The organism is Bradyrhizobium sp. SYSU BS000235 (assembly GCF_049747295.1).
In the GTDB taxonomy this organism is placed as follows: Bacteria; Pseudomonadota; Alphaproteobacteria; order Rhizobiales; family Xanthobacteraceae; genus Afipia.
In genome coordinates this window covers 2,681,918-2,708,253 of sequence record NZ_JBMHJM010000001.1, presented here as the reverse complement: position 1 = coordinate 2,708,253, position 26,336 = coordinate 2,681,918, and the positions used below count along the sequence as shown (strand labels likewise).

General features: G+C 61.1%; 23 protein-coding genes. 10 read left to right on the top strand and 13 right to left on the bottom strand.

The genetic code is table 11. The features are described 5' to 3' along the window. Window positions 1-37: 37 nt before the first annotated feature. A complete protein-coding gene (locus ACP0KA_RS12605) occupies window positions 38-958 on the bottom strand; it encodes a DMT family transporter (RefSeq protein WP_424629115.1) in 921 nt (306 codons plus the stop codon). Between the two features lie 98 nt (window positions 959-1,056). On the opposite strand from ACP0KA_RS12605, the gene ACP0KA_RS12600 reads away from it, so the two are divergent. After that, window positions 1,057-1,920, top strand: a complete 864-nt coding sequence (locus ACP0KA_RS12600; RefSeq protein WP_424629114.1) for a LysR substrate-binding domain-containing protein — start codon at window positions 1,057-1,059, stop codon at window positions 1,918-1,920. 7 nt (window positions 1,921-1,927) lie between these two features. Here the strand turns inward: ACP0KA_RS12600 and pdeM are convergent, their stop codons facing one another. Further along, entirely contained in the window at window positions 1,928-2,620 is a 693-nt protein-coding gene (gene pdeM / locus ACP0KA_RS12595; RefSeq protein WP_424631579.1) for a ligase-associated DNA damage response endonuclease PdeM, read from the bottom strand. A 16-nt stretch (window positions 2,621-2,636) separates the two neighbouring features. Next, the gene (locus ACP0KA_RS12590; protein ID WP_424629113.1) at window positions 2,637-5,204 is read right to left on the bottom strand and encodes a ligase-associated DNA damage response DEXH box helicase; all 2,568 of its coding nucleotides are present in this window, start codon (window positions 5,202-5,204) and stop codon (window positions 2,637-2,639) included. A gap of 260 nt (window positions 5,205-5,464) precedes the next feature. On the opposite strand from ACP0KA_RS12590, the gene ACP0KA_RS12585 reads away from it, so the two are divergent. Both ACP0KA_RS12585 and ACP0KA_RS12580 read left to right on the top strand, forming a co-directional pair. After that, complete coding sequence (locus ACP0KA_RS12585; RefSeq protein ID WP_424629112.1) at window positions 5,465-6,838, top strand: outer membrane protein; 1,374 nt, start codon at window positions 5,465-5,467, stop codon at window positions 6,836-6,838. Between the two features lie 327 nt (window positions 6,839-7,165). Continuing rightward, complete coding sequence (locus ACP0KA_RS12580) at window positions 7,166-8,578, top strand: outer membrane protein (RefSeq protein ID WP_424629111.1); 1,413 nt, start codon at window positions 7,166-7,168, stop codon at window positions 8,576-8,578. Between the two features lie 76 nt (window positions 8,579-8,654). Here the strand turns inward: ACP0KA_RS12580 and ACP0KA_RS12575 are convergent, their stop codons facing one another. Beyond that, a complete protein-coding gene (locus ACP0KA_RS12575; RefSeq protein ID WP_424629110.1) occupies window positions 8,655-9,581 on the bottom strand; it encodes a methyltransferase domain-containing protein in 927 nt (308 codons plus the stop codon). A 70-nt stretch (window positions 9,582-9,651) separates the two neighbouring features. On the opposite strand from ACP0KA_RS12575, the gene ACP0KA_RS12570 reads away from it, so the two are divergent. From ACP0KA_RS12570 to ACP0KA_RS12555, 4 genes are all read left to right on the top strand, one after another. After that, entirely contained in the window at window positions 9,652-10,689 is a 1,038-nt protein-coding gene (locus ACP0KA_RS12570; protein WP_424631578.1) for a ligase-associated DNA damage response exonuclease, read from the top strand. Beyond that, complete coding sequence (locus ACP0KA_RS12565; RefSeq protein WP_424629109.1) at window positions 10,686-12,362, top strand: cisplatin damage response ATP-dependent DNA ligase; 1,677 nt, start codon at window positions 10,686-10,688, stop codon at window positions 12,360-12,362. Before ACP0KA_RS12570 ends, ACP0KA_RS12565 begins: the two co-directional genes overlap by 4 nt. A gap of 65 nt (window positions 12,363-12,427) precedes the next feature. After that, window positions 12,428-12,730, top strand: coding sequence for a DUF6460 domain-containing protein (locus tag ACP0KA_RS12560; RefSeq protein WP_424629108.1), 303 nt, complete (start codon window positions 12,428-12,430; stop codon window positions 12,728-12,730). A gap of 57 nt (window positions 12,731-12,787) precedes the next feature. Then, window positions 12,788-14,044 (top strand): MATE family efflux transporter, encoded by a 1,257-nt coding sequence (locus ACP0KA_RS12555; protein WP_424631577.1) that lies wholly within the window; start codon window positions 12,788-12,790, stop codon window positions 14,042-14,044. A gap of 81 nt (window positions 14,045-14,125) precedes the next feature. On the opposite strand, the gene ACP0KA_RS12550 is transcribed toward ACP0KA_RS12555, so the two are convergent. Together ACP0KA_RS12550 and ACP0KA_RS12545 are read right to left on the bottom strand one after the other, a co-directional pair. Further along, window positions 14,126-15,220 (bottom strand): quinone-dependent dihydroorotate dehydrogenase, encoded by a 1,095-nt coding sequence (locus ACP0KA_RS12550; RefSeq protein WP_424629107.1) that lies wholly within the window; start codon window positions 15,218-15,220, stop codon window positions 14,126-14,128. Further along, window positions 15,217-15,561: a DUF952 domain-containing protein gene (locus tag ACP0KA_RS12545; protein ID WP_424629106.1), complete on the bottom strand. Its 345-nt coding sequence runs from the start codon at window positions 15,559-15,561 to the stop codon at window positions 15,217-15,219. Before ACP0KA_RS12545 ends, ACP0KA_RS12550 begins: the two co-directional genes overlap by 4 nt. A 381-nt stretch (window positions 15,562-15,942) precedes the next feature. On the opposite strand from ACP0KA_RS12545, the gene ACP0KA_RS12540 reads away from it, so the two are divergent. Then, window positions 15,943-16,569 (top strand): S24 family peptidase, encoded by a 627-nt coding sequence (locus ACP0KA_RS12540; RefSeq protein ID WP_424629105.1) that lies wholly within the window; start codon window positions 15,943-15,945, stop codon window positions 16,567-16,569. Between the two features lie 36 nt (window positions 16,570-16,605). On the opposite strand, the gene ACP0KA_RS12535 is transcribed toward ACP0KA_RS12540, so the two are convergent. From ACP0KA_RS12535 to ACP0KA_RS12515, 5 genes are all read right to left on the bottom strand, one after another. Continuing rightward, a complete protein-coding gene (locus ACP0KA_RS12535; protein ID WP_424629104.1) occupies window positions 16,606-18,240 on the bottom strand; it encodes a lysine--tRNA ligase in 1,635 nt (544 codons plus the stop codon). A 24-nt stretch (window positions 18,241-18,264) separates the two neighbouring features. Beyond that, window positions 18,265-18,915 carry a Pr6Pr family membrane protein gene (locus ACP0KA_RS12530; protein WP_424629103.1) on the bottom strand — a complete coding sequence of 217 codons (651 nt, stop codon included), beginning with the start codon at window positions 18,913-18,915 and terminating at the stop codon, window positions 18,265-18,267. Window positions 18,916-18,931: 16 nt separating this feature from the next. Beyond that, complete coding sequence (locus ACP0KA_RS12525) at window positions 18,932-19,858, bottom strand: transporter substrate-binding domain-containing protein (RefSeq protein WP_424629102.1); 927 nt, start codon at window positions 19,856-19,858, stop codon at window positions 18,932-18,934. Window positions 19,859-19,941: 83 nt separating this feature from the next. Then, a complete protein-coding gene (locus ACP0KA_RS12520) occupies window positions 19,942-20,532 on the bottom strand; it encodes an SCO family protein (protein WP_424629101.1) in 591 nt (196 codons plus the stop codon). 321 nt (window positions 20,533-20,853) lie between these two features. Further along, window positions 20,854-21,324 carry a hypothetical protein gene (locus ACP0KA_RS12515; RefSeq protein ID WP_424629100.1) on the bottom strand — a complete coding sequence of 157 codons (471 nt, stop codon included), beginning with the start codon at window positions 21,322-21,324 and terminating at the stop codon, window positions 20,854-20,856. A 263-nt stretch (window positions 21,325-21,587) separates the two neighbouring features. Here ACP0KA_RS12515 and ACP0KA_RS12510 point away from each other — a divergent pair, with 263 nt between their 5' ends. Both ACP0KA_RS12510 and ACP0KA_RS12505 read left to right on the top strand, forming a co-directional pair. Next, on the top strand, window positions 21,588-23,246 hold the full coding sequence (locus tag ACP0KA_RS12510; RefSeq protein WP_424629099.1) for an FAD-binding dehydrogenase: 1,659 nt from the start codon (window positions 21,588-21,590) through the stop codon (window positions 23,244-23,246). Window positions 23,247-23,337: 91 nt separating this feature from the next. Beyond that, window positions 23,338-24,660, top strand: coding sequence for an MFS transporter (locus tag ACP0KA_RS12505; RefSeq protein ID WP_424629098.1), 1,323 nt, complete (start codon window positions 23,338-23,340; stop codon window positions 24,658-24,660). Between the two features lie 30 nt (window positions 24,661-24,690). Here the strand turns inward: ACP0KA_RS12505 and ACP0KA_RS12500 are convergent, their stop codons facing one another. After that, window positions 24,691-25,053, bottom strand: coding sequence for a PRC-barrel domain-containing protein (locus ACP0KA_RS12500; RefSeq protein ID WP_424629097.1), 363 nt, complete (start codon window positions 25,051-25,053; stop codon window positions 24,691-24,693). 272 nt (window positions 25,054-25,325) lie between these two features. Next, window positions 25,326-26,330, bottom strand: coding sequence for a 2-dehydropantoate 2-reductase (locus ACP0KA_RS12495; RefSeq protein ID WP_424629096.1), 1,005 nt, complete (start codon window positions 26,328-26,330; stop codon window positions 25,326-25,328). Window positions 26,331-26,336 lie beyond the last annotated feature (6 nt).

Here is a 26,336-nt window from a genome sequence, read left to right as displayed (position 1 = left end):
TCCTCCGTTGCCCGACGCGCGGCACGGCGCTCGACAATTAGTCGGAGCGCTGGACCGAGGCAGCGATGGGACGCGTCACCAGATAAATGCCCAACGCGACCGGCAACACACCGAGCAGATCGAAAGCCGCGACGTGCTCGCCGAGAATCATCCAGCCAAACAGCATTCCGAGCGGCGGCATCAGAAAGTGATAGGCGCTGGCTGCCGTCGCACCGATCGTCGTCAGCAGGTGGAACCAAAGCACAAAGGCGATGATCGAGCCGAACACAACCAGATAACCCAGCGCCAGGAGCAATCGTCCGCTCGGTACGACCTCAGAAAAGTTCGAGAACATCAGCGCGAATGGCAACAGCACAAGCCCGCCGGACATGTTTTGAATGCCGTTGCCGACCAGCAGACTTCCCTTGGGCTCCAGGACCTTGAACAAAATCGTGCCGGCGACGATCGACACGAGGGCGCCAACCGAGAATGCGATTCCGATCGGACTGTCCGTTCCAGCCGACATGCGATGCGCCACGATCAGCGCGACACCGGCGACGCCGAGCAGCAATCCGACGACCTTCTGCCATGTGATCTGCTCGCCCAGAAACACCGCGGCGAGGACCGCAACGAACACCGGATTGGCGCTGACAATCAACGCATTAAGCCCGGCCGAAATCGTCTTCAGTCCGATATAGCCGAGGCCCAGATAAAGCGCGTTGTTAGCGACACCGATCACGGCAAAGACCAGAACATCGCGACGCGACAGGTTCCATTCGCCACCACGGATCGCCGCAAATCCAAGGACCAGAATTCCAGCCGCGAGAAATCGCACGGTCAACAAGACGAGCGGGGGACATTCGGTCACGCCGATCTTTCCAGCAACAAATGAGGCGCTCCAGAGCAGGCAAAAGCCGATCACATAAAGCGGCATCAGGTTGGTGCTGCGCGCGGCCGGCACGGACATAGCGTGGGTCATGGCATGTCTCCTTGTGCCATCCGATCTAGTCCTCAACCTTGCTATTTGGAAATTAAATCATAAAATCATTTCCAGTTGAAAAATGAATGGAGCGTGCCATGCTGGATCTGGATCTCCTGCGCAGCTTCGTGTCCGTGGTCGACGCCGGCGGCTTTACGCGGGCGAGTGAGCGCGTTCACCGCACGCAGTCGACGGTGAGCCAGCAAATCAAGCGCCTCGAGGATGACTTCGGCCGGACGCTGCTCCATCGCCACGGCAAGACCGTGACCCCCACCGAAGACGGCGAACGATTGCTGTCTTATGCACGGCGCATCCTTTCGCTCGCCGAAGAGGCCCGCGACGTGCTGGCGCGGCCCACTGCGGAAGGTGCCGTGCGTCTCGGTATCCCGGAAGATTTCGCGGCCTATCGCCTGACCAAGCTGCTTGCGAGTTTCGCGCGTTCACGACCCGGCGTGCGGCTCGACGTGCGAGCCGACCAAAGCGTCTATTTGCGACGCGACCTCGAACGCGGTGACATCGACCTTGCATTGCTCAAGCGTGATGCCAGCGAGCGAGGCGGCATTGCGGTCTGGCCCGAGCGGGTGCATTGGGTGACGAGCAAGGCCAATCCGATCGACACGAAAGCGCAATCATTGCCGCTGGTGTTTTTTCAGACAGGTTGCCTTTATCGCACGCGCGCCATTCACGCGATCGAAGCTGCGGGTCGCAGCTGGCATATGGCTTACACCAGTTCGAGCCTGTCCGGCATTCAAGCGGCGGTGGCGGCAGGTCTTGGCTTGAGCATTTTGCCCGAGATCGCGATCCAGAAAGACCACCAAACGCTCAGCGCCAAAGACGGCTTCGCGCCGATCGACAAGACGGAAGTTGCACTGGTGGCCTCACCCAATGCCAGCGCGGCAACGCTGCGCCTCGCCGATCGTCTCGCCGAATTCTGCAGCGAGGTGCAAGCCAAAGCGGCTTGAACGAGAGTCAGTAGCAACGCGATGCCGCGATGGCATGGACGCGGCGGTCGCCCAGAACATGCGCGGTGAAAGCAAGCGTCTGAAAGATTGCGGCGAAGGCGATGTCGCGAATGCTCAAGCCGCCGGTGTAAGAACCGAATGCAGGCATGATGGCGCGCGCCCCATCGCTTGCGAAACATCTGCGTTCCACCGACCGCCCTCGCGTGGAAACCCGCGCCTTTGGATGCAGATGCCCGGCAATTTCGCCCATGGCGCCGGTCGGTTCATGCCGGAACGCGATCGGACCGATCGCGACTTCATCAGCCACGACGCCTCCGAAATCGCGCGGCAATGAAGGGTCGTGGTTACCCGAAATCCAGATCCAGTCGCGCCGCGCCTGCAACCCTGTCAGCATCTCACGATTAACCGGCGACAATCTTTCGTGCGCCTCGCGGTCATGAAAGCTGTCGCCGAGCGAAATCACGGTGCGTGGATCATGCCGTGCAATCACCGCGCCCAACCGTGCGAGGGTTGCAGTCGTATCGAACGGCGGCAGCAACACGCCACGTTGCGCAAAGCTCGACCCCTTCTCGAGATGCAAATCGGAGACGACGAGGAGACTTTGCTGTTCCCAGAACAACGCACCGGAAATATCCGCAACAAAGGTGACGCCCGCAACACTGACGGTCGTCTCCCCATCTGTCCTGCGCGCGGCCTGCATCTCCATCTTGCCTGTTTTAGTGTGGCGACATCGCCTCTTTCACAAGTTCCTCGGCGGCCTCCGCCAGCAACTCGTCCGACGCTTCGCCATAAACCGCTTCGCGGCCGATTTCCAGCATCACCGGCACCGCCAACGGCGAAATGCGATCGAGTTCCTTGTGGGTGATTCGGCCCTTGATGCGCATCAGCATATCGCTGAGCCGGCGCAGATCCAAAAGCCCGGTGGCGGCATCGGCCCGCGCCGCACGCAACAGCACGTGATCCGGCTGATGCTTGCGCAGCACGTCGTAGACAAGATCCGTCGAGAACAGCACTTGGCGCCGCGACTTTTCTTCGCCGGTAAAGCGGCGCGCGATGAGACCTGAAATGACCGCACAGGTGCGGAAAGTGCGTTTCATCAGCGCCGATTCCGCGAGCCACGCTTCGAGATCGTCGCCCAGCATGTCGGCGTCGAACAACGCATCGAGGTTGAGCCGGCCATCGCGAATCATCAACGACAGATCGCCAAGCGACCAGACCGCGAGCGCATACTCGTTGGCGACGAAACCGAGTGGCCTTGCACGCGCCCGTTCCAGCCGCCGGGTCAGCAGCATGCCGAGCGTCTGGTGCGCGAGGCGGCCTTCGAAGGGATAGCAAACGAGATAATGCTTGTCGGCGCGCGGAAAAGTCTCGACAACCAGTTCGCGCGGCCCCGGGACCCGCGAGAACTGCAATTGCAGGGACAACCACTCGCGCACCTGATCGGGCAGCCCCTTCCATGCGCGCTCGTCCGCAAGCAAAAGCCGCACGCGCTCCGCCAGATAGGTCGAGAGCGGAAACTTGCCTCCCATGTAGGACGGCACCTTGGCGTTGGCATCGTTGGTGCGGGAGACATAGACCTCGTCTTCCATCAAGGCTTCGTAACGCACCACTTCGCCGCCGAACACGAATGTGTCGTTCGGCACGAGGCCCTCGATGAAATACTCCTCGATCTGTCCGAGCATGCGGCCGCCGCGCGCGATGATGCCAGTCGAGCCCGATCCGCCGCCCTTGCCGCGCACCAGTTTCACTTTCAGCATCGGCTCTTCAACAATGGTGCCGACATTGAGGCGATAACTTTGCCGCACCTTCGGATTGGCGACGCGCCAGCGTGCCTGCTTGTCCTGCTTGATGCGCGCGAACCGCTCATAGCTTTTCAGCGCGTAGCCACCCGTGGCGACGAAATCGACCACATCGTTAAAGTCCGTACGCGCCAGATCCATGTAAGGGGACGCCGTTCTGATCTCACGATACAGATCGTCCGACTGAAACGGCTCTCCGCACGCGCAACCCAGCACGTGCTGTGCCAGCACGTCCAACGCACCGGCGCGCTGTGGCGGCGTGTCCTGCGCGTTCTCCGCCACGGCATCGATCGCCGCACGGCACTCCAGGACCTCGAAGCGATTGGCCGGCACCATGACCGCACGCGACGGCTCATCGAGACGGTGATTGGCGCGGCCAATGCGCTGCATCATGCGCGATGCGCCCTTCGGCGCGCCGACATTGATGACGAGATCGATGTCACCCCAGTCGATGCCGAGATCGAGTGATGACGTACACACCACGCCGCGCAGTTTGCCTGCGGCCATGGCGTCCTCGACCTTGCGGCGCTGCGCCACATCGAGTGAGCCGTGATGCAGCGCGATCGCAAGATTGTCGTCGTTCATGCGCCACAGGTCCTGAAACAGCATTTCCGCCTGCGCGCGTGTATTGACGAAGATCAGCGACGTGCGATTGCGTTTGATGAGGTCGTAAATCTCGCCGAGCGCGTGGCGCGCCATGTGGCCCGCCCAGGGCAAGCGCTCCCTTGTGTCGAGCATTTCGACGATCGGCGCGGCGCCCGCATCGGCGATCACAAGATCCGCCATGCCGACGGCGCCATCGTTCTGAGGCACGAGATAGCGGCGCAGATCGTCGGGCGCAGCCACCGTCGCGGACAGGCCGATGGTGGTGACCTGCGGCGCCAGCCGCCAGAGACGTGCGAGGCCCAAGGCCAACAGGTCGCCGCGCTTGGAGGTCACCAGGGCATGCAATTCGTCGAGCACGATGCGCTTCAGGGATGAAAACAGGTACGGCGCGTCGTCCGACGACAGCAGCAGCGCCAATTGCTCGGGCGTCGTCAGCAGGATGTCCGGCGGATAACGCCGTTGCCGCTGGCGGCGGGACACCGGGGTATCGCCGGTGCGGGTCTCCACCCGGATCGGCAGTTCCATGTCCGCGATCGGCCGCTCCAGGTTGCGGGCAATATCGACCGCGAGTGCTTTGAGGGGGGAGATGTAGAGGGTGTGAAGCCCCCCGGTGCGGACCACCGCCTTGCCAGTTGACGTCACTTTTCCCGCCCCGACGGTCGTCTGCGGCCTGCCGAGCTCCACCAGAGTGGGCAGGAAGCCGGCCAGGGTCTTGCCCGCGCCGGTCGGCGCGATCAGCAGGGCCGAGCGATTTTCGCGAGCTTTTTGAAGGAGATCGAGCTGATGGGGGCGCGGCGCCCAGCCTCGGTCTGCGAACCAGCGTGCGAACACATCGGGCAGGATATCGGCGTCAGCGGTTGGTTCGGGAATGAGGCTCACATGCCAGAGTTAAGCACTGTTGCCGAACGGGTCGAGAGCGCGGGCAATCCAAGGTTTTTCGCCCGGAAGTTGACTTCCGCAGTGCCGAAAAAATTATTGATCCCCCCGTTTCGGCGCCCCCGAAAAACCTCAAGCTTTACGATGCCTTAGCTAATCGAGATTCACGGCTGGCGCCTGTGGCTTCCGGGGTACAGCTAAATCGCTTGATGCGATGTAGAGTTCGTCAACCGCGATGGATTCGCGCCGTATTTGGGGGCCTTATGAAAAAGATTATTGCCGCAACAGCGTTGATTGGGAGCGTGGCAGCCGCGCAAGCCGCTGATTTGCCAACCAAAGCTCCACTTTACAAGGCCCCCGTTCTGCAGGTTTACAACTGGACCGGTTTCTACGCCGGTGTGAACGCCGGTGTCGGGTTCAACCGCAGCTACACCACGCTTGCCACTCCGGTATCCGGCGACGCGCTCCGTCTCGGCGGCCTTGGCGGGCTGGGCGGTGGCCAGATCGGCTACAATTGGCAGTTCGGCAACTTCCTGGGCTTCGGCAACCTGGTGCTCGGCGTCGAAGCCGACATTCAAGGCTCGGGCATCAACGACGACCGCACGCTGCTCGTCAATCAAAAGCTCGACTGGTTCGGCACGGCACGTGGCCGCGTCGGTCTCGCCACCGGTTCGGTCCTGACCTACTTCACCGGCGGTTTCGCTTACGGCAACGTGAATACGACGTTCACCAACCCCGTCACCCCCGCCAACTCGTTGAATTTGAGCAGCACCCGGACCGGCTGGACCATCGGTAGCGGCGTCGAAGCGGCATTGGGCGGCAATTGGACCGGCAAGATCGAGTACCTCTATCTCGACCTTGGCAATCAGAACGGCATTACGCCGGTTGATGGGTTTATCCTCGGTTCGGATGTCCGCGCGAACATCTTCCGCGTGGGCCTGAACTACCGCATCGGCGGCAACGGCATCTACGCACCTGAGCCGGTTGCCAACTGGAGCGGCTTCTACATCGGCGGCAACGGCGGCGGCGGCACCGCCCTCAACCGCAGCAGCCTGAACGCAGGCGCGGCCGCTGGCGATTTCAACCTCAGCCCGGATGGCTACCTCGGCGGCGCCCAGATTGGTTACAACTGGCAGGCAGCCAACTGGGTTTACGGCCTCGAAGCTGACTTCCAGGGATCGAGCCTGCAGGACGACCGTGTTTGCCTCCTGAGCTGCAGCACCACTTCCTTTGCCTCGTTTGATCAAAAGCTGCAGTGGTTCGGCACCGTTCGCGGCCGCCTCGGCTACTCGCTTGGATCAACGCTGTTCTATGCAACCGGCGGTCTGGCTTACGGCGACGTGAAGACCCGCATTCAGGAATTCGACGGCGGCGCTCAAACGCTCGACCAGTCCTTCTCGAAGACCAAGACTGGTTACACCGTTGGTGCCGGCATCGAATCGCCGTTCGAGTTCATGGGCATGTTCGGCAAGAACTGGACGTCCAAGACCGAATACCTCTACGTCGATCTCGGCCGCAGCACGAACGGCTATACGGTGGATGGCGTCGATCACACCTTCTCGACCCGCGTGCAGGAGCACATCTTCCGCACCGGCCTGAACTATCACTTCAATTCGCCGATCGTTGCGAAATATTGATCTCGCAACACCGCGATCCAAACAAAAACCCGGCGCAAAACGCCGGGTTTTTTTATTGGCTGGATTCTAGTGTGGTTCAGGCTCAGAAGTTCGCTTGAAGGACTCGCGGAGAAGATGAGGCGAACTTCTGAACCACCACACTAGCGCTACGATTTGCTTGCAGTCACAACCAAGCCCGGCACGGCTCTCCGCAAACCTCAAGCTTTAAGATGCCTTGCCAATCCAGATTCACGACTGGAACCTGTTGCTCACGCGTTACAGCTAGATCATTTGATGCGATGTAGAGTTCATCAACTGTGATGGATTCGCACTTATTTTGGGGGCCTTGTGAAAAAGATTATTGCCGTGACGGCGTTGATTGGGACTGCGGCGACCGCACAAGCTGCTGATTTGCCAACCAAAGCTCCGGTCTACAAGGCCCCGATCCTCCAGCCGTACAACTGGACCGGCTTCTATGCCGGTGTGAATGCCGGTGTCGGCTTCAACCGCAGCTACACCACGCTCGGTGGATCAGGCGACGCGAACCGTCTTGGCGGGCTTGGCGGCGTCGGCGGCGCCCAGATTGGCTACAACTGGCAGTTCGGCAATTTCCTCGGCTTCGGCAACCTCGTGCTCGGCGTCGAAACCGACATTCAGGGCGCAGGTCTCAATGATGACCGGACCTGCTTCGATGCGGGCACCTGCGGTGCAGGTGCGGGGTATGACCTGCATCAGAAGATCGACTGGTTCGGCACGGCGCGTGGCCGCGTCGGTCTCGCTACCGGCTCGGTTCTGACCTATTTCACGGGCGGTTTTGCTTACGGCAATGTCAAGACGACGTTCAACAACACCTTCAACCCAGCTGACTCTTTGGCCTTGAGCGACACCCGTACAGGCTGGACCGTAGGCAGCGGCGTTGAAGCTGCACTGGGCGGCAACTGGACCGGCAAGATCGAGTACCTCTATCTCGACCTCGGCAATCAGAACGGCGTGACGCCGATTAATGCACTTGTTGTGGGTTCGGATGTCCGCGCCAGTGTCTTCCGCGCCGGTCTGAACTATCGCATCGGCGGCACGGGCTTCTACGCGCCCGAGCCGATTGCCAACTGGAGCGGCTTCTACATCGGCGGCAACGGCGGCGGCGGCACCGCTCTCAACCGCAGCAGCCTGGACCTTGCGGGCGGCGCCACCATCAATAAGCTCAACCTCAGCCCGGATGGTTACCTCGGCGGTGCCCAGATCGGTTACAATTGGCAGGCGGCCAATTGGGTGTACGGTCTCGAAGCCGATATCCAGGGCTCAAGCCTGCACGATGACCGGGTTTGCCTTTTTGGCTGCTCGACCGCGCAATTCGTCTCGTTTGACCAGAAGCTGCAGTGGTTTGGTACGGTTCGTGGCCGCGTCGGCTATTCACTCGGATCGACCCTGTTCTATGCCACCGGCGGTCTCGCCTACGGCGGCGTCAAGACCCGCGTTCAGGAGTTTCTTGGCTTCATCCCCGCTGGCTTCGATCAGACCTTCGACAGGACCAAAACCGGCTACACGGTGGGTGGCGGCATCGAATCGCCATTCGAGTTCCTGGGCCTGTTCGGCAAGAACTGGACCGCCAAGACCGAATACCTCTACATCGATCTCGGCCGCTCAACCGACAGCTACACAGTCGGTGGCGTCGATCATACCTTCACCACCCGCGTGCAGGAGCATATCTTCCGCACCGGCCTGAACTACCACTTCAATTCACCCGTTGTTGCGAAGTACTGATTTCGCAACACCGCGATCCAAACAAAAAGCCCGGCGCAAGACGCCGGGTTGTTTTTTATCGGCTTAATGCTCGCAGTCAGGATTTGCTTGCAGTCACAACAAAGCCCGGGACGGCTTCTCCAGCTTCCATACGCGTAGAGACTGGTGTAATCGCGCATGCCGTCAGCCCCGCATCTTCAAGCGTCGCGCGCAGATAGTCCGCGCTGTGCGCGTAACGCAGCGAACGTCCAAGCACGATGCCCTCGCCGGAATGAGCCTCCACTGTGAAGGCCAGCAGGCCCTGCGGCTGTAATACACGAGCTGCCTCGCTGACGATCGGTGCCAGGTCAGGCACATACACAAAGGCATCGGCCGCCATCACCAAATCGGCACTGGCATCGCTCTCTGCCTGTAGTCCCTGCAGCATGTCAGCAACATCAAGGCGCGCATAAAGGCCGCTCGCCCGGGCCCGTTCGATCATGCCGGACGACAAGTCGATGCCGATGAATTCGTCGACCACCGATGCGAACTCCTGCGCGGCAAGGCCGGTCCCGCATCCAAGATCAATGGCCCGGCGAAAGCGCGCCGGAAGACGCCCAGCGGGACGCGCAGCGAGCACCGCCTCGAGCAGCACCTGCGGGCCGCGATAGTTCAGATCATCCACCAGCGCCTTGTCGAACTTCGGCGCGTACTGGTCAAACAGCGCCGCGACATATCCCTCCGGCATCCCCGACAGCTCTTCAGCGCCGAGCCGCATCAGCCGCAATTTGGCGCCGTGTTTGTCGGCGGGATCAGCGCCGCGGGCACGGCGGTAGGCATCGACGGCCTGCTCCCGTTCGCCGAGCTGTTCACGAAGCTCCCCGAGAGAGAACCACGCCGACGCAAAACCGGGCTCAAGCTCCACCGCCTGCATCATCAGGTCAGCCGCCGCGGACAAGTCGCCCCGCGACTGCAGATCGCGGCCGAAATCGAACCGGCGGTCGGCAATCAGATTACCGGAGGACAGGAACAACCAAGAAGACATGACGACGGCCTAGTAAGTACGTGATTATAAGCACACTCGAATGACGCGGAATGCCGCCTATATATCGAATATGCGTCCGCAAGACATCCTCATGCCCGTCGCGGCCGGACTATGCTGCAAACCTGGCGGGTTTCACATCGATCCGGTCCGGCCTGTCGAGCGGGCGCTGATCACCCACGGCCATTCCGACCACGCACGTCCCGGACACGGGGCGGTACTGGCCACTCAGGAAACCCTCGACATGATGCGGCTGCGCTACGGCGACAGCTTCGCGCGCAGCACGCAAGCCATCAGCTACGGCGAGACCATCACGCTCGGCGATGTGAGCGTGACATTTCATCCCGCAGGCCACGTGCTTGGATCTGCGCAAATCGCAGTGACCTGCGGCGAGACCCGGATCGTCGCGTCTGGAGATTACAAGGACACACCGGACCCGACCTGCACCCCATTCGAGATCGTTCCGTGCGACGTTTTCATCACTGAGGCAACGTTCGGGTTGCCGGTATTTCGTCACAGCAATCCGATCGGAGAAATTGCGAAACTCTTGTCATCGGTCGCGCTGTTTCCCGAGCGCGCCCATCTGGTCGGCGCCTATTCGCTCGGCAAGGCGCAGCGCGTGATTGCGCTCATTCGCGAGGCCGGATACGACGCGCCGATCTATCTGCACGGCGCGATGGAGAAGATCACCCGCTACTATGAGAGCCGTGGCGTTGCGCTCGGAGAACTCCGGCTCGCCAAGGGCATGAAGAAGGCTGACCTTGCCGGTACCATCACGCTGGCGCCGCCCTCCGCGATTACGGATATCTGGACGCGGCGATTTCCCGATCCCGTCGCCGCATTCGCATCCGGCTGGATGCGCGTCCGTGCGCGCGCGCGACAAAAGGGAATCGAACTGCCGTTGGTGATCTCCGATCATGCTGATTGGGATGGGCTGTGCGCGACCATCAACGCGACGGGTGCGGGCGAAATCTGGGTGACCCATGGTCAGGAAGATGCGCTGGTCCACTGGTGCCAGAGCAAAGGCCTGAAAGCCCGCCCGCTGGATCTGGTAGGCTATGGCGACGAGGACGAAGACGGCACCGCCGCGGACGAGGCAACCGCGTCATGAACCGCTTCGCGCAGTTGCTCGACCGCCTCGCCTATGAGCCCGGACGCAACAACAAACTGCGGCTGATCACCAGTTACTTCCGCGAAGTGCCGGACCCGGATCGTGGCTACGCGCTGGCAGCGTTGACCGGTGTGTTGTCTTTTCGCCATGCAAAGCCTGGGCTGATCCGCGATCTCATCAGCGCGCGGACCGATCCGGTGCTCTTTGCACTGTCCTATGATTACGTCGGCGATCTCTCTGAAACCGTTGCGCTGATGTGGCCCGCCGACAGGCGCGCGACCAACTCGCCGCCGCCGCCCACGCTGACCGACGTTGTCACCACCTTCAATACGCTGGGCAAGACCGAAATCCCCGGGCAATTGGTGCGCTGGCTCGATGAACTCGACGAGACGGGCCGCTGGGCGCTTCTCAAGCTCGTCACCGGCGGCCTGCGCATCGGTGTCTCAGCCCGCCTCGCGAAGACAGCCGCCGCAGCGCTCGGCGACAAGGACGCGCACGATGTTGAGCTGCTGTGGCCGGGACTGACCCCGCCCTATCTCGATCTGTTCGCATGGCTGGAGGGCCGCGCTGACAAGCCGGTCAATCGCGATGCCGCGCCCTTCCGGCCGGTGATGCTCGCCCACGCCATCGAAGATGCCGATTTTGCGAGCCTCGCACCGGAGGACTTCAGCGCGGAGTGGAAGTGGGACGGCATCCGCGTCCAGGCCGTCACCGGGCGTGACGAGAACGATGCCATTGTCACGCGGCTCTACTCGCGGACCGGCGAAGACATCACCAAGGGCTTTCCCGATCTCGTACCGTCGATGCGGCAGCCGGGCGCCATCGATGGCGAGCTGCTGGTTCTGCGCGAGGGGCGGGTTCAAACCTTCAACGTTTTGCAACAGCGGCTCAACCGCAAGACCGTCACCCCAAAGCTGATGAAGGACTATCCCGTTCATCTGCGCGCCTACGATCTTCTCAGTGATGGCGACAACGACATGCGCATGCTGACGTTCATTGAACGGCGGGCAAAACTCGAAATGTTCGTTGCGCAGCTTGACGATCCGCGGATCGACCTGTCGCCGATCATCCCGTTCACGACATGGGACGATCTGGCTGCCGCGCGGGCCGATCCCGCCAGTGCAGGCGCCGGCGAGGATGCCGAGGCGATCGAAGGTGTCATGCTGAAGCGTCGCGATGCGCCCTATTTGCCAGGCCGCCCGAAAGGCCAGTGGTGGAAATGGAAGCGTGATCCGCACATCATCGACGCCGTGCTGATGTACGCCCAGCGTGGGCACGGCAAGCGTTCCTCCTATTATTCCGACTACACATTCGGCGTCTGGACCAACAATGGTGAGGGCGATCAATTGGTCCCGGTGGGTAAGGCCTACTTCGGTTTTACCGACGAGGAGTTGATTCAAATCGACCGCTTCGTTCGCCGCAATACCACCGAGAAATTCGGTCCTGTGCGCCATGTCGTTCACGAACCCGATCAGGGTCTGGTGTTTGAAGTTGCGTTCGAGGGGCTGGCGCGTTCGGCGCGGCATAAATCCGGCGTCGCCATGCGCTTTCCCCGAATCAATCGCCTGCGCTGGGACAAGCCGCCACGCGACGCTGACAGGCTTGAGACACTTGAACGAATGTTAATCTCGGAGGCTGGAAATTCATTGCCTGCCGGCGCCGGGAAGCATTGACGGGACCGAGGCAATTTCCCATCTGGCGTGCTATGCTGCGGCGAAGCACCATTCGGGAGACCATAATGCCGGACGACGTGAAGGAATTGCCCGCCAGAGACGACAATCTGTCGCGCTTTCTCGGCGGCTCACCGCTGGCGGTGCTGCTGCGGCTGATCCTGCTGTCGATTCTCGTCGGTGTCGTTCTGGCAGCCATCGGCTTCGATCCCTGGAATATCGTCCAGAGCATCCGCCGCCTGTTCGAATGGATATGGAATCTCGGCTTCGATGCGATCAACGGTCTGTGGCGGTACTTCCTGCTGGGCGCCGTGATCGTCATTCCGGTTTGGCTGATTTCACGGCTGTTCAATTCCAATCGGCCGCGTTGATTGACTGAACCGTTTCAAGTCACCTCGCGCCGGGTCTTTGCGATTGCAGGCCCGGCTATGCTGGCCAATCTCACGACACCGTTTCTCGGCATCGTGGCAACCGCCGTCATCGGCCGCCTCGGTGAGCCTGCACTGCTCGGCGGCGTTGCGATCGCCTCGATCATTTTTGACTGTATGTTCTGGCTGTTCGGCTTCCTGCGGATGGGGACCGTTGCCTTCACGGCGCAGGCTGTCGGCGCCAGGGATCGTACGGAAGTCCAGGCCGTGCTGATCCGGGCGGTCCTGATCGCCGCCGCCGTCGGCATCGTCCTGATCATTCTGCAAGCCCCGCTGTCCACCTTCATGCTGGGTCTTATGGGCGGCAGCGATGCCGTGACAAACGCCGCCAGGCTTTATTTCTCGGTTAGGCTTTGGTCGGCCCCGTTCGTGCTGGCAAACTACGTGGTGCTGGGTTGGCTGATCGGCCAGGCGCGCACCGGCATTGCGCTCGCGCTGCAGATCGTGATCAACGTCGTCAACATGGTGACGACCGCAGGTCTGGTGCTTGGCCTCGGCTGGGGCATCGCCGGGGCCGCCTTTGCAGCGGTCATTGCCGAAGCAACCGGCCTCGTCGTGGGCGCCGTCGTCATCTGGCGCATTCTCGACGGCCGTATCGACATTCCTCGCCGCACCCTGTTCGACCGCACCAAGCTCCTTCACATGCTTGCAATCAACCGCGACATCATGATCCGCACCGCGGCCCTGATCGGTGCGTTCCTGTTTTTCACGGCTCAGGGTGCGCGCGCCGGCGACGATGTGCTCGCCGCCAATGCCGTCTTGAACAATTTCATTCTGATCGGCTCGTTCTTTCTCGACGGACTGGCAAATGCGGCAGAACAACTCTGCGGTCGCAGTCTCGGCGGCCGTGATCGCAAGAACTTCGAACAGGCCGTCAGGCTGGTGGTCCGCTGGGGTTTTGCGTTCGGTGCGACCGTGACGATCATCTTCGCCCTGGGTGGCGCGAGCTTGATCGACGTCATGACCGCCAGCCCACAGGTGCGCGAAGTCGCACGGGATTTCATGTGGCTTGCCGCGCTCGCGCCTGTCTGCGGCGTGATGGCCTACAGCTTTGACGGCATCTACATCGGTGCGACCTGGGCGCGCGACATGCGCAACCTGATGCTTGCGTCTCTCGCTATCTATTTTAGCTCGTGGGCGGCGCTATTGCACTTTGGCAACGCCGGGCTTTGGATCGCATTGCTGATCTTCTTCCTGGCACGCGGCCTGCTGCAGGCGTGGCGATATCCAGCGCTGGTCCGATCAACCTTCGCTTGACCGCCGCTCACCCGCTGAAAGCTTATTCCGGCAAATCTATTCAGGCCGAAGCCATTCAGGCCAAATCTATTCCGGCCAAATCTATTCCGGCCAAGGCTCGGCTGTGATGGTCGCAGCGTCGGCGCCGACAATCTCAGACAGGTGATCGCGCCCGGTGCGGCGCAAGGTCGAGACAAGGTCCGCCTTGATGTCGTTCACCAGTCCGAGACCCTTGTAGACGAGCGATGAGTAGACCTGGATCAAAGTGGCGCCGGCGCGGATCTTCATCAACGCAGCTCCGCCCGTGTCGATGCCGCCGACCCCGATCAGAGGAAACGCGCCTTCGGCACGAACATAGGTTTCGGCAACCATGCGTGTCGACAGCCGAAGCAACGGCCGCCCCGACAGGCCGCCCTGCTCTTTCGATCGAACCTGATCACGCAGTGAAGCCGGTCGCGATATCGTGGTGTTCCCGACAATCATGCCGTCGACACGCCGCGAGCGCGCGATGTGTACCACATCATCGAGCTCCCCAAGTGTCAGATCCGGGGCGATCTTCAGAAGCAGCGGCGAATCCCCGGCGTTCTTGCGTACCCTCTCGCGTGCATCGATCACCCGCGCCAGCAGATCATCCAGTGCAGCCGGTTGCTGCAGATTGCGAAGTCCTGGCGTATTCGGCGACGACACATTGACGGTAAAATAGCTCGCGACCGGCGCGAACAACTCGATCAGCCGGACATAGTCCGCGATGCGATCCGCCGAATCCTTGTTGGAGCCGACATTCACGCCGACGATGCCGCCATGTTCCGCGCGCGCCGCGAGCCGTCGCAGCGCCATCTCCGCCCCATCGTTGTTGAAGCCCATGCGGTTGATGACTGCCGAATCCCGTTCGAGACGAAACAGTCGCGGGCGCGGATTGCCCGCCTGCGGCAGCGGTGTCAGGGTGCCAACTTCGACGAACCCAAAGCCCAGCCGCAACAGCGCATCCGGCACTTCGGCATTCTTGTCGAAGCCCGCAGCCATCCCCACCGGATTGGGAAAGTTCAAACCGAAAGCCCGCACCGCAAGTTGCGGATCGCTGGGACGCGGCTTGCCCGGCGGAAGCATCCGTAAGCCACTGATCGCGAGCCGGTGTGCATCTTCGGCATCGAGCCGTCGCAGCAACGGCAGTGTAAATGTATCGAAGGCGCGGATCACTTGGGCAGCTCCGGAATGTCATGCGAGCCATCGGAGCGCGTACGCAAATCGAATATCTCTCTCACTGCGCCGAGATCCAGTTCGCCGTAAAGATGTGGAAACAACTCCCCACCGCGTGATGGCTCCCACTTCAACGCGTCGCCAAGCTCATCGGCATCGATCGCGATTAAAAAAAGTCCGGTCTGACCGGCAAAATGCTTGGTGAGGGTGCCAGGCAATTGCGACGCCGTGGAAAAGTGGATGAAGCCATCGCGCCGGTCGTCGGCGCTACCGCTATAGGCGCCTTGGCGCTCGGCCTCACGCCATGCCGAGGCGGGGCAAACTTTGTAGATCGTGGGCACAGGTTTAGGTTTCGGTTAGCCGTTGGATTTTTTGAGATTTTCAGGATGTGGCAAATTTCGCCGCAGACCGTATCGGCGTGCTTCGGCGACTTCAAGGCTAGTGGTTCGATTCTAACATTTGCATCCCGTTTCCGCGGATACCGTTGCAAATGTTAGAATCAAAGAACCACTAGCAAATATAAGCTACTGGTGGAGCTTTGGATTTGACATTCGCCGAACGAACTCGCTGCGCGACCAGGAGCGAATGTCAAATCCGCTCCACCAGCTATCCTCCGCAGAGGTGGATTGCGGGCCTCAATGACTTAAGGTAATAATTCCTAACTTCCTGATAAATGTCACTGCCCGGATCCGGTCGACCCGGCTCACAATCGCGGCGACACCATGCTGACCCATAATCAGATCTGGACGGCACTCGACCGCCTTGCCGCACAGGCCGGGCTATCGCCATCAGCACTCGCAAAACGCGCCGGGCTCGACCCCACGACATTCAACAAATCGAAGCGCGTCACCAGCGACGGACGCGAGCGATGGCCATCGACTGAATCGGTCTCGAAAGCGCTGGCTGCCACCGGGACGACCATCCACACCTTCGTTCAATTGATCGACGAGACCGCACGCACCGTCCAATCGGTCCCGCTTCTCAGTCTTGCAGAGGCCGGCGCGAGCGGCCGCTTCGATCACAGCGGCTTTCCGGCCGGCGACGGCTGGGACGAGGTGGGACTTCCGTCGGTCAGCGATCAGCACGCCTATGCTCTGGAGATTTCCGGAGACACGATGAAGCCGGCCTATCGCGACGGCGACATCATCGTGGTCTCTCCCGCCGCACCGGTTCGTCGCGGCGATCGCGTTGTGCTGAAAGCCAGGAATGGCGAGATCATGCTCAAGGAACTGCGCCGGCGGACAACGAAGACCATCGAGGTGCAATCGGTGGATCCCGGTCACAGCGAGCGAACGCTTGCGATTTCCGACGTCGAATGGATCGCACGCATCGTCTGGGCGAGCCAATGAGGTGACGCCGATGAAGGCGTCACCGTTGTCAGCGGATCAGCTCGAACGCGCCAACGCACCATCGATCATCGTGATGGCGTTCGGCACGCCGTAGACCGCCACGAATGAGCCAAAGCGCGGACCCTTCTCCTGTCCGAGCAGCACCTGATAGAGCATATTGAACCAATCCAGCGAGACGCCGGGACGGCCATCCTTGCCCTTCTTCACGTGATCGAGGAACGGCTCGCGACGCCCGATCTCATAGACCACGTTCTGAATATCCTCGGCCGACGCGTCCGCGGACAACTGCGACAGCGCTTCCCGCAAATCCTGCAACGCGACGCGTTCGCCGTCCGTCGGCTGCCGGAACTGCTTCGTGGGCGCGACGAAGTCGCGATAATAGTTGATCGCATAGCCGACCATCGCATCGAGCTTCGGATGCGTCTTCGGCGTCACGCCCGGGCGGTAGCGGCCGATAAAACCCCACAGGGTTTCGGCATTCTCCGCATTCGATGATGACACGAGCGTCAGCAACAACTGGAACGTGACCGGCATGTCGCCCTGCGGCGGCTGTCCGGTATGAATGTGCCAGACCGGATTGCTCAGGCGCTGCTTGCCGTCCTGGCGCGGGTAGCCGTCGATGAATTGCTGATAGTCATCGACGTTGCGGGGGATGACGTCGAAGTACAAACGCTTCGCCGCCTTCGGCTCCCGGTACATGAAGAGCGACAGCGATTCGGGCGAGGCATAGCGCAACCACTCGTCGATCGTCAGGCCGTTGCCCTTCGACTTGGAGATCTTCTGGCCCTTCTCGTCGAGGAAGAGCTCATAGTTGAAACCCTCCGGCGGCGTACCGCCAAGCGCGCTGCAGATCTTGCCGGACAGTTTCACCGAATCGATCAGGTCCTTGCCGGCCATTTCATAATCGACGCCGAGCGCGACCCAGCGCATGGCCCAATCGGGCTTCCACTGCAGTTTGCAGTGGCCGCCGGTCACAGGAACGGTGACGCGTTCCTTCGTATCGGGATCGTCGTAGGAAACCGTTCCGGCCTTCACATCGTGCGCCACGATCGGCACCTGCAGCACCACGCCCGTGCGCGGCGAGATCGGAAGGAACGGCGAGTAACTTGCGGCACGCTCCTCGCGCAGCGACGGCAGCATGATGGCCATCACCTTGTCGATGTTCGCCAGCATATGGAGCAGCGTCGCATCGAAGCGGCCGGACTTGTAGTATTCGGTCGAACTCGCGAATTCATAGTCAAAACCGAACGTGTCGAGAAACGCGCGCAGCCGCGCGTTGTTGTGCTCGCCGAAGCTTGGGTGCGTGCCGAACGGATCACGCACTTGCGTCAGCGGCTTGCCGAGATCCTGCTCCAGCATTTCCTTGTTGGGCACATTGTCCGGCACCTTGCGCAGACCGTCCATGTCATCGGAGAACGCCAGCAGCCGCGTCTTGATCTTGTCTTCGGTGAGAACGCGAAAGGCATGACGGACCATGGTCGTCCGCGCCACTTCGCCAAACGTTCCGATATGCGGCAAGCCGGAGGGGCCATACCCGGTCTCGAACAACACCTCGTCTTTCGGCTTCTTCTTCAGCCGTTCGACGATTTTCTTGGCCTGCTCAAACGGCCAGGCATTGGATTGTTCGGCAAGCGCCCGCAGGTCGCTCGCGGTAGGCATCTCATTCGACATCGAATTCTCCGCGCCCGGACAAGGTCAGGGTTTTTGCCGGCGCGAGAGCCACCAGCCAACCACCACAAAAACGGTGCCGAGCGCAGCGCAGACGATCAGCAACCCCAATGTATTAAACGCAACCTTGGCATAACCCAAGGTCCCGGCATCGACAAAGGGATAGGGGTAAAAACCCGCCAATTTCCCGCGGACAAGGATAAAGCCAAGGTAAAACAGCGGGTAAATCAGCCATAGCAGCGGGTCATACCACCGCAATCCGGCCTTGCGGACGCATGTCAGCCAGAAGGCCAGATAGAAGATCGGCATCACATAGTGCAGCACAACGTCCGCGACCCATTGCGCGCCCTGCGGCGCCCAAAGTTGGCGGAGCACGGCGAAGTATACGATCCCCACCATCGCGATGTAGACGGCCACGGCGGAACGCACGAACGGATGCACCAGCCATTCGTCCGGCCCGCTCTTGATGGCAAATGCCGTCAGAACCAATGCGACCAGAATGTTGGATTGAATGGTGAAGAACGAGAAGAACCGAATGGTTCCCTCGACCATCGAGAGACCAGGCGCGTTCGTATTCTGAAGCAGCAGGACATACTGAAGCACAAGGGCCGCCCAGCCGAGCAACGCGAGGCAGGCTGCGGCGATCCTTTTCAGCTTCGCCGTCCTTATGCTGCTCATTCGGTCTTTGCCCAGGCTAGAACGGACTGACGGAAAAATAACGCAGCCACAGATCGGTGTAGCGACCCTTTTCCCAGAGCCTGAACATGGCCCAATTCAGCGCCTGACGCAGCAGATCATTGCCACGGCGCACGCCGATGCCGATGCCCTCGCCGAAATAACGGCTTTCGACGAACGGGCCGCCGCTGAACGCGCAGCAATCACCGGAATCCGTCCCATTGATCCACAGCGCCAGCGAAATGGCATCGCCGAAAATAAAATCGACATCGCCGCGTTGAAGCGCGGTGCGGAGCGCGTCGTCATTCGGAAAACTGACGATCTGCGCGTCGGTAAACAGCGTCTTCAGATAGGCTTCGTGCGCCGAGCCCGCGATGGCCCCGACTTTCTTGCCCTCGAGGTATTCCGGCCTCACCTCCGCCATCACTCCGTCACGTCGCGACACGAAGCGGGCTGGCGCGCGGTAGTAGGGGTCGCTGAAATCGAGCTTGGCGCGCAGCTGCGGGGTCACCGCCATGGACGCGATGATCGCGTCGCCGCGGTTACTGTTGATCGCGTCGACCAGCGTCTCAAACCGCCGCATCTGGATCGTGCAGGTAACCTTGATTTCTTCGCAGATCAGCCGCGCCAGATCGACGTTGAAACCCGCCGGATTGCCGTCGGGGCCGGTGAAATTGAACGGCGGATAGTCGGTTTCAGTCATGAACCGGATCACGCTCAGGCGTGACAGGTCCGGCCGCTCAGGCCGCCGCCGCGGATCCCAGAATCCGGGAACCGACTGAGGCGCGGCCGCCTTCGGCTTGCTGTCAGGCGGCGCCGTCTGCGCGGCGGCCGGCGAAGCCGTGCTCCCAAGCAACGCCATGCATAGCCAGCCGGCGGCCAGCACGCTTGCCGTTCCGGCTCCAAATCGCCGGAGATGGGAAGGTTTTGCTATCTGTGGTTGCATTGTCCAAGACGTCCGCGTGACGGTCTTATAGACGATCCGGGGAAGGACGCGAGCGGCGTTTGAGGCAACGCGCGTGATGGGCTTCAGAGGTACCGTTTTAGATCAGCCGCGGCGTCTTCAGGCTTCCGCTTCAGATCAAAGGGCCGCACGAATTTTCCTTCGCGATCCATCAGGTAGATCAGCGCCGTGTGATCCATGGTGTAGTCGCCGTCTTTCAACGGGACTTTTTTGGCGTAAACCCGATAGGCCGAAATCACGCGGGCGATGGCTTCATTGCTCCCGGTCAGGCCTTTCAAATGCGGATCGAAACTCGAGAGGTAGTCCTTCATGGCCTGTGGCGTATCCCGCTCGGGATCGACCGACACAAAAAACGCGTTGACCTTGTCGGCATCGGGACCCATGGCCCGCAGCACTTCGGACATTTCAAACAGAGATGTGGGGCAAACGTCCGGACAGTGGGTGAAACCGAAGAAAATAATGGTCGGGCGGCCGACGAGATTTTTCTCGGTCACGGTCTGACCGGACTGATCCGTCAGTTGGAACGGTCCGCCAATCGCGGCCGGCGCCGCAGCGCCGCGGAAACCGCCGACAAGCCACAGGGTCGCCAGCAGGCCAATCGCAAGGCTTGCTGCGAACGCGGCAATCACAATCAGCGGGCGGGAGGTCTTCTCCATGATGATCCGTTCCTTGATCCTGATATCGCATGCAAGGACGACATCAACCGGCTCGTGTGGTGGTCCAGAAGCTCGCCCGATTCCCCTGCGAGTCCAACTGGCGAACTTCTGAACCTCAACCACACGAGAATTATGGGTTTACCAGTGTCCTCTCGAATCCCAAGTTCGCTACGGAACAGGCTGCACCACGAGGCGAACTTTGGATTCGGGACACTGGTTGGACCAGATAAAGCCCATGATGGCAGCGGGCAAGCGCCACCCGCGCGCTCTGCGATCACATGACGCGGAGCAAAACCTTGGCAACGCAGGAGAATTGAGCCGTTAGCGGTGCACCGTTGGATGCGCGGAGGCCTGCGCATCGAGGTAACAAGGCCGATACATGTTGGCGAGCTCGCGGCCCCGCAGGAAGATCATCCGCGGCTTCAATCCGCCGCGCCGCGAAATCCACCGGCGAATCGATGTCGGATACATTTCGTAGAGCATCCGGGTCGCTTCCGGGTTCGTCACCGGCCGGCCACCGGCACCGGGATCCCAAGCCGCATGGAATCCGAGAGCGGCCCGCGGAGTGACGCAGATCTTGTCACGAGGCACCGCGCCGAGAACGATGGTGCAGGCCGATGCGCACAAGCCATCGATCACCACCGTTTCCCCGGAACTACGCAGACCTTGAAACCGGTCGACGTAAGTTCCGATGCGGCCGCCCCTGTCGTCGGAAATTCTCATCACGGCATGACTTGCGCCAACACCAGCCAAAAGAAGAACCGCCGCGAGAATCCCCGTCACAAGCTTCATTCACAAGCCCCGTCGCCCCGGTGATGCCAATGGTCAGGGCCCCTACAGCGTGTTGCGAGTCCCGCGTTTTGTCTAGCGCGACATGCTGTGCAAAAACGAATTCTCGTGTGGTGTTGCTGGCTTGCTGCACAAGCCATTGGAACACATGTTGCCTCGTTCAATGAACGACTTAGTCGCAGGTCAGTGCGCGCGCTCGCGCAGAAATTTCGTTGACCCGGCTTCACACCCCACGCTTCAATTGAAACAACGGGGGAGACACCAAAATGGCGAACGATGCCGATGTGATCATTGTGGGAGCAGGGCTTGCCGGTCTTGTTGCCGCAACGGAATTAGCCGATGCGGGCAAGCGCGTTGTTGTCGTCGAGCAAGAGGGCGAACAGAATCTCGGTGGACAAGCCTTCTGGTCGTTGGGCGGGCTGTTCCTCGTCGACACGCCGGAACAACGGCGGCTCGGCATCAAGGATTCCCACGAACTGGCCTTGCAGGACTGGCTCGGCACCGCGGGTTTCGATCGCGACGAAGACCACTGGCCCAGACGCTGGGCCGAAGCCTATGTCGCCTTCGCTGCCGGCGAAAAACGCGGCTGGCTGCAGGCCATGGGCCACCGGATTTTTCCTGTCGTCGGCTGGGCGGAACGCGGCGGCTATGACGCCATGGGTCACGGCAATTCCGTCCCGCGCTTTCATGTGAGTTGGGGCACCGGACCCGGCGTGGTGGAACCGTTCGAGCGCCGCGCACGCGAACACGCGAAGACAGGCCGGATTGCGTTCAAATTCCGTCATCGTGTGGACTCACTCGACATATCGGCGGGCCACATCACCGGCGTGAGTGGAAAAACCCTGGAGCCGTCATCTGAACCGCGCGGCGTCAGTTCATCGCGTCAGGTCACAGGCGACTTCACCTTGAAGGCGCAGGCGGTCATCGTTGCCTCGGGCGGAATCGGCGGCAACCACGATCTGGTGCGGCAGAACTGGCCCCAACGCCTCGGCACGCCGCCAAAGAGAATGGTCAGCGGCGTGCCTGCCCATGTGGATGGCCGCATGATCGGCATCACCGAGGCCGCCGGCGCGCGCCTCATCAACCGCGACCGCATGTGGCACTACGTCGAAGGTGTCCACAACTGGTCACCGATCTGGCCCGGACACGGCATCCGCATTCTGCCGGCCCCCTCGTCCATGTGGTTTGACGCGACGGGTAAGCGCCTGCCCTCGCCGCTCTATCCCGGATACGACACGCTCGGTCAGCTCGAATACATCATGAAGACGGGCTACGACTATTCATGGTTCATCCTGACCCAGAGCATCATCAAGAAAGAATTCGCGCTTTCGGGCTCCGAGCAGAACCCGGACCTGACCGGCAAGAGCTGGCGCATGACCATTCGCCGAGCCCTAAACAAAGGCGCCCCCGCGCCAGTCGAAGCCTTCAAGCAAAAAGGCGTCGACTTCATCGTACGCAATGACCTTGCAGACCTTGTCGCGGCCATGAACAAGCTCAGCGGGGACAATCTGCTGAACGCCGACAACATCAAGCAACAGATCGAAGCCCGCGACCGCGAGATCGACAACCCTTATGTCAAGGATACCCAGGTGATGGGTATCCATAACGCGCGGCGCTATCTCGGGGACAAGCTGATCCGCACCGCCAAGCCGCACAAGATCCTCGATCCGGCGCACGGGCCTTTGATCGCGGTGCGGCTCAACATCCTCACCCGGAAAACACTCGGCGGGTTCGAGACCGATCTCGATGCGCGCGTCTTCGGCACCGACGGACAAATCATTCCGGGCCTCTATGCCGTGGGCGAAGCCGCCGGCTTCGGCGGCGGCGGCATGCACGGCTATCGGGCGCTGGAAGGGACATTCCTTGGCGGGTGTCTTTTTTCCGGACGCAATGCCGGCCGCGCGGCAGCGAAGGCGGTCGCATAACATCTGACCCCAACACGAACCCTCGCTGTCTTGCAGGATGTGGCAAAACGGCGCAGGTTGTCGCGCCCATAAGAAGCCTCCTGGAGACGCAATGACTGCCGCGCCGACCTCAGCACCCGAGCTGAGCCCCAAGGTCACACAATCGAAGCTCGCAGCCGTGCTCCGCGTCACCAGCGGAAATTTCCTGGAGATGTTCGACTTCTTCCTATTCGGATTTTACGCAACCTACATCGCGAAAGCGTTTTTTCCGGCCGGCAATGAATTCGTGTCGCTGCTGGCGACCTTCATGACCTTCGGCGCGGGCTTTCTCATGCGCCCGCTCGGCGCCATCGTATTGGGCGCGTATGTCGACCGCGTCGGACGCCGAAAGGGCTTGATCGTCACGTTGGCGATCATGGCTGTCGGCACCTTGCTGATTGCCTTCGTGCCCTCCTACGCAACCATCGGCGTAGCTGCACCCGCGCTCGTGCTGAGTGGACGCCTGTTGCAAGGCTTCTCGGCCGGCGTCGAACTCGGCGGCGTGTCGGTGTATCTCGCGGAAATGGCGCCGCCGAACCGGAAGGGATTTTACGTGAGCTGGCAGTCCGGTAGCCAGCAGGTTGCGATCATCGTTGCGGCCACCATCGGCTACGTCCTGAACACATCGATCGCGCCGCAGACCATGTCCGAGTGGGGCTGGCGCATCCCCTTCTTCATCGGCTCGCTGATCGTGCCGTTCATTTTTGTTATTCGTCGCTCGCTGCAGGAGACCGAGGCTTTTCTGGCACGCAAGCGGCATCCGACGCTGTCGGAAGTTTTCCAGTCAATCGTGTCGAACTGGTGGATCGTGCTGGCCGGCATGCTGCTCGTTGTCATGACGACCGTGTCCTTCTACCTGATTACGGTCTACACGCCGACCTTCGGCAAGAGCGTCCTGAAACTATCGATCACCGACTCGCTGATCGTTACCTTCTGCGTCGCGCTGTCGAACCTGTTCTGGCTTCCAGTGATGGGCGCGGTCTCCGACCGCATCGGCCGGCGCCCCATCCTGATGGGCTTTACCGTTCTCACGATTCTGACAGCCTATCCTGCCATCTCGTGGCTGGTGTCGCATCCATCATTCGAACGAATGTTGATCGTCGAACTGTGGCTCTCGTTTCTCTACGGCAGCTACAACGGCGCCATGGTCGTTGCACTCACCGAGATCGTGCCGGCCAGTGTGCGCACCGTCAGCTTTTCGCTGTGCTACAGCCTCGCCACCGCGTTGTTCGGCGGCTTCACACCGGCGGTTTCAACCGCGCTGATCGAAGCCACGGGCGATAAGGCTGCGCCTGGTTTGTGGATGACGTTTGCTGCGGTCTGCGGTTTGGCAGCAACCCTGATGGTTTATCGCCGCGGAGAAACTCATCGTCTGACGCAGGCCGCGGCAGCGTAACCTGCGTCCTTCGAAACCTGTCAGCGGGCGTCAGAATCCGATCCAGTACGCGTCAACTTCGCGTATCCGGTTGCCCCAGTCGAAATCCTTATTGGCGGCGTAGGACGGCGCTTTCGCGAGCTCTTCATCGCTCATCAGCGTCATCAGCTCGTAAGCTTCCACCGACGGATTGTACCGCATGCTCGACCATGGAAGCGGGAAATACTCTTCTCCGATCCCGAGGAAGCCGCCGAAGCACACCACGGCATAAGCGACGTTTCCGCTGAGCTTGTCGATCATCAGCCGCTTGATATGCCCGATCTTCTTGCCGTCGGCATTCAGCAGCCTTGACCCCTCCACCCTGTCGCTGGCGACAAGGCGATGAGGTTTGTCTTTCACCGAATCTGCGTACATGTGAGCCTCCAGAGTTCCAACTCTCAGCCTCGCACATGGTTCATTCCGGACAGCACGGCATTGCACCGCACACAAACGTTTTCGGAATAACCACCCCGGGCGCATGGAGAAGCAAAAGCCTCTGTCCTCGCCCGGCAATCACATCAGCCTGCAGAATATAATCCAGGACGAAATCTTCGGCCAGCGACAGTCTAAATGCTGCCGCTGCTTATTGCCGTTTTTCCCAATTCATTCTTGAGAACAAAGCTGCGAGGTATGCGGAAAGATAAGGGTCACGCCTTCCGTATCTGCTCCGGGCTCAGACCGGGCGAGCCGTTGCCCGCCTGCTCGGCTCGTTTCACCAGGGCCGCGATGCGGGCCGACAACGGGGCCTGCAGGCCATGGCGCGCAGCCAGCGTGACGATCAATCCCTGAAGGTGGTCGATCTCGGTCCGCCGACCGCGCTGCAGATCTTCCCACATGGAGGAGCGCGCCTTTGGATCGATCTTCACCATCGAGCTCGCGATCCGCTCGAACAGGACATCCGGCAATCGCAGCACATAAGGCGTCAGCGATGCCGGCAGCGGCGTCATGGAGACCGGCGCAATGCCTTCCGCCTTGAGGACCGCGAGCGCTTCGCGCCATTGCTCCGCCAACAGCCTTCGCCATGGCCGCTGTGCCAATTGCTCCCGCAAGGGAAGACCGGACAACGCGACCAGTGCGTTGTTCAAATTGACCAGCAGCTTGCCCCACTGAATGCCGGTGATGTTGTCCACCCCGCGAAAAGCCAGTTCCGGCTGCCAAAGGTGGCCCGCCGTATCCGCCTCATCTTTCTCCAGCAGAATGTCGCCGGAGGTTGCGCGGTGGAAATGCCCCTCGCCGAGCGCAATGACGTTGAACGGCACCATGCCGGCGAGCACGCGATATCCCGGAAGCCGGTCGCGCAACACGGTGACATTCCCGGTGCCGTTCTGAAGACTGACAATCGCGGCATCCTTCGAGGCATGAGAGGCGATCTGATCCGCCATTGCCGCCGTATCGTCACTCTTCACCGTGACGAGGATGATATCCGCGTCCGCGAAAATCGCCGGATCAGCCGCGAGCCTGACCTCGGCTGACGACAGGCGATGTTCGATGCCCTCAAAACTCGTGACTCTCAAGCCATGCTGATTGATGTCGTCGATCACCCGTGGTCGCGCCAACAGCGACACCGACCGGCCGCCGGCACGCAGCATGCCGCCGACGAAACAGCCGATACTGCCCGCGCCAGCAATGCAAATAGACTGAGATGATCCCATCGCCCG

Coding starts and splice junctions, on each gene's coding strand:
- ACP0KA_RS12555 (WP_424631577.1), top strand. CDS start 12,788: ATGCTGGCCAATCTCACGACACCGTTTCTCGGCATCGTGGCAACCGCC.
- ACP0KA_RS12535 (WP_424629104.1), bottom strand. CDS start 18,240: ATGTCGAATGAGATGCCTACCGCGAGCGACCTGCGGGCGCTTGCCGAA.
- pdeM (WP_424631579.1), bottom strand. CDS start 2,620: ATGCAGGCCGCGCGCAGGACAGATGGGGAGACGACCGTCAGTGTTGCG.
- ACP0KA_RS12565 (WP_424629109.1), top strand. CDS start 10,686: ATGAACCGCTTCGCGCAGTTGCTCGACCGCCTCGCCTATGAGCCCGGA.
- ACP0KA_RS12575 (WP_424629110.1), bottom strand. CDS start 9,581: ATGTCTTCTTGGTTGTTCCTGTCCTCCGGTAATCTGATTGCCGACCGC.
- ACP0KA_RS12525 (WP_424629102.1), bottom strand. CDS start 19,858: ATGCAACCACAGATAGCAAAACCTTCCCATCTCCGGCGATTTGGAGCC.
- ACP0KA_RS12520 (WP_424629101.1), bottom strand. CDS start 20,532: ATGGAGAAGACCTCCCGCCCGCTGATTGTGATTGCCGCGTTCGCAGCA.
- ACP0KA_RS12500 (WP_424629097.1), bottom strand. CDS start 25,053: ATGTACGCAGATTCGGTGAAAGACAAACCTCATCGCCTTGTCGCCAGC.
- ACP0KA_RS12570 (WP_424631578.1), top strand. CDS start 9,652: ATGCGTCCGCAAGACATCCTCATGCCCGTCGCGGCCGGACTATGCTGC.
- ACP0KA_RS12530 (WP_424629103.1), bottom strand. CDS start 18,915: ATGAGCAGCATAAGGACGGCGAAGCTGAAAAGGATCGCCGCAGCCTGC.
- ACP0KA_RS12515 (WP_424629100.1), bottom strand. CDS start 21,324: ATGAAGCTTGTGACGGGGATTCTCGCGGCGGTTCTTCTTTTGGCTGGT.
- ACP0KA_RS12560 (WP_424629108.1), top strand. CDS start 12,428: ATGCCGGACGACGTGAAGGAATTGCCCGCCAGAGACGACAATCTGTCG.
- ACP0KA_RS12600 (WP_424629114.1), top strand. CDS start 1,057: ATGCTGGATCTGGATCTCCTGCGCAGCTTCGTGTCCGTGGTCGACGCC.
- ACP0KA_RS12605 (WP_424629115.1), bottom strand. CDS start 958: ATGACCCACGCTATGTCCGTGCCGGCCGCGCGCAGCACCAACCTGATG.
- ACP0KA_RS12510 (WP_424629099.1), top strand. CDS start 21,588: ATGGCGAACGATGCCGATGTGATCATTGTGGGAGCAGGGCTTGCCGGT.
- ACP0KA_RS12585 (WP_424629112.1), top strand. CDS start 5,465: ATGAAAAAGATTATTGCCGCAACAGCGTTGATTGGGAGCGTGGCAGCC.
- ACP0KA_RS12540 (WP_424629105.1), top strand. CDS start 15,943: ATGCTGACCCATAATCAGATCTGGACGGCACTCGACCGCCTTGCCGCA.
- ACP0KA_RS12505 (WP_424629098.1), top strand. CDS start 23,338: ATGACTGCCGCGCCGACCTCAGCACCCGAGCTGAGCCCCAAGGTCACA.
- ACP0KA_RS12495 (WP_424629096.1), bottom strand. CDS start 26,330: ATGGGATCATCTCAGTCTATTTGCATTGCTGGCGCGGGCAGTATCGGC.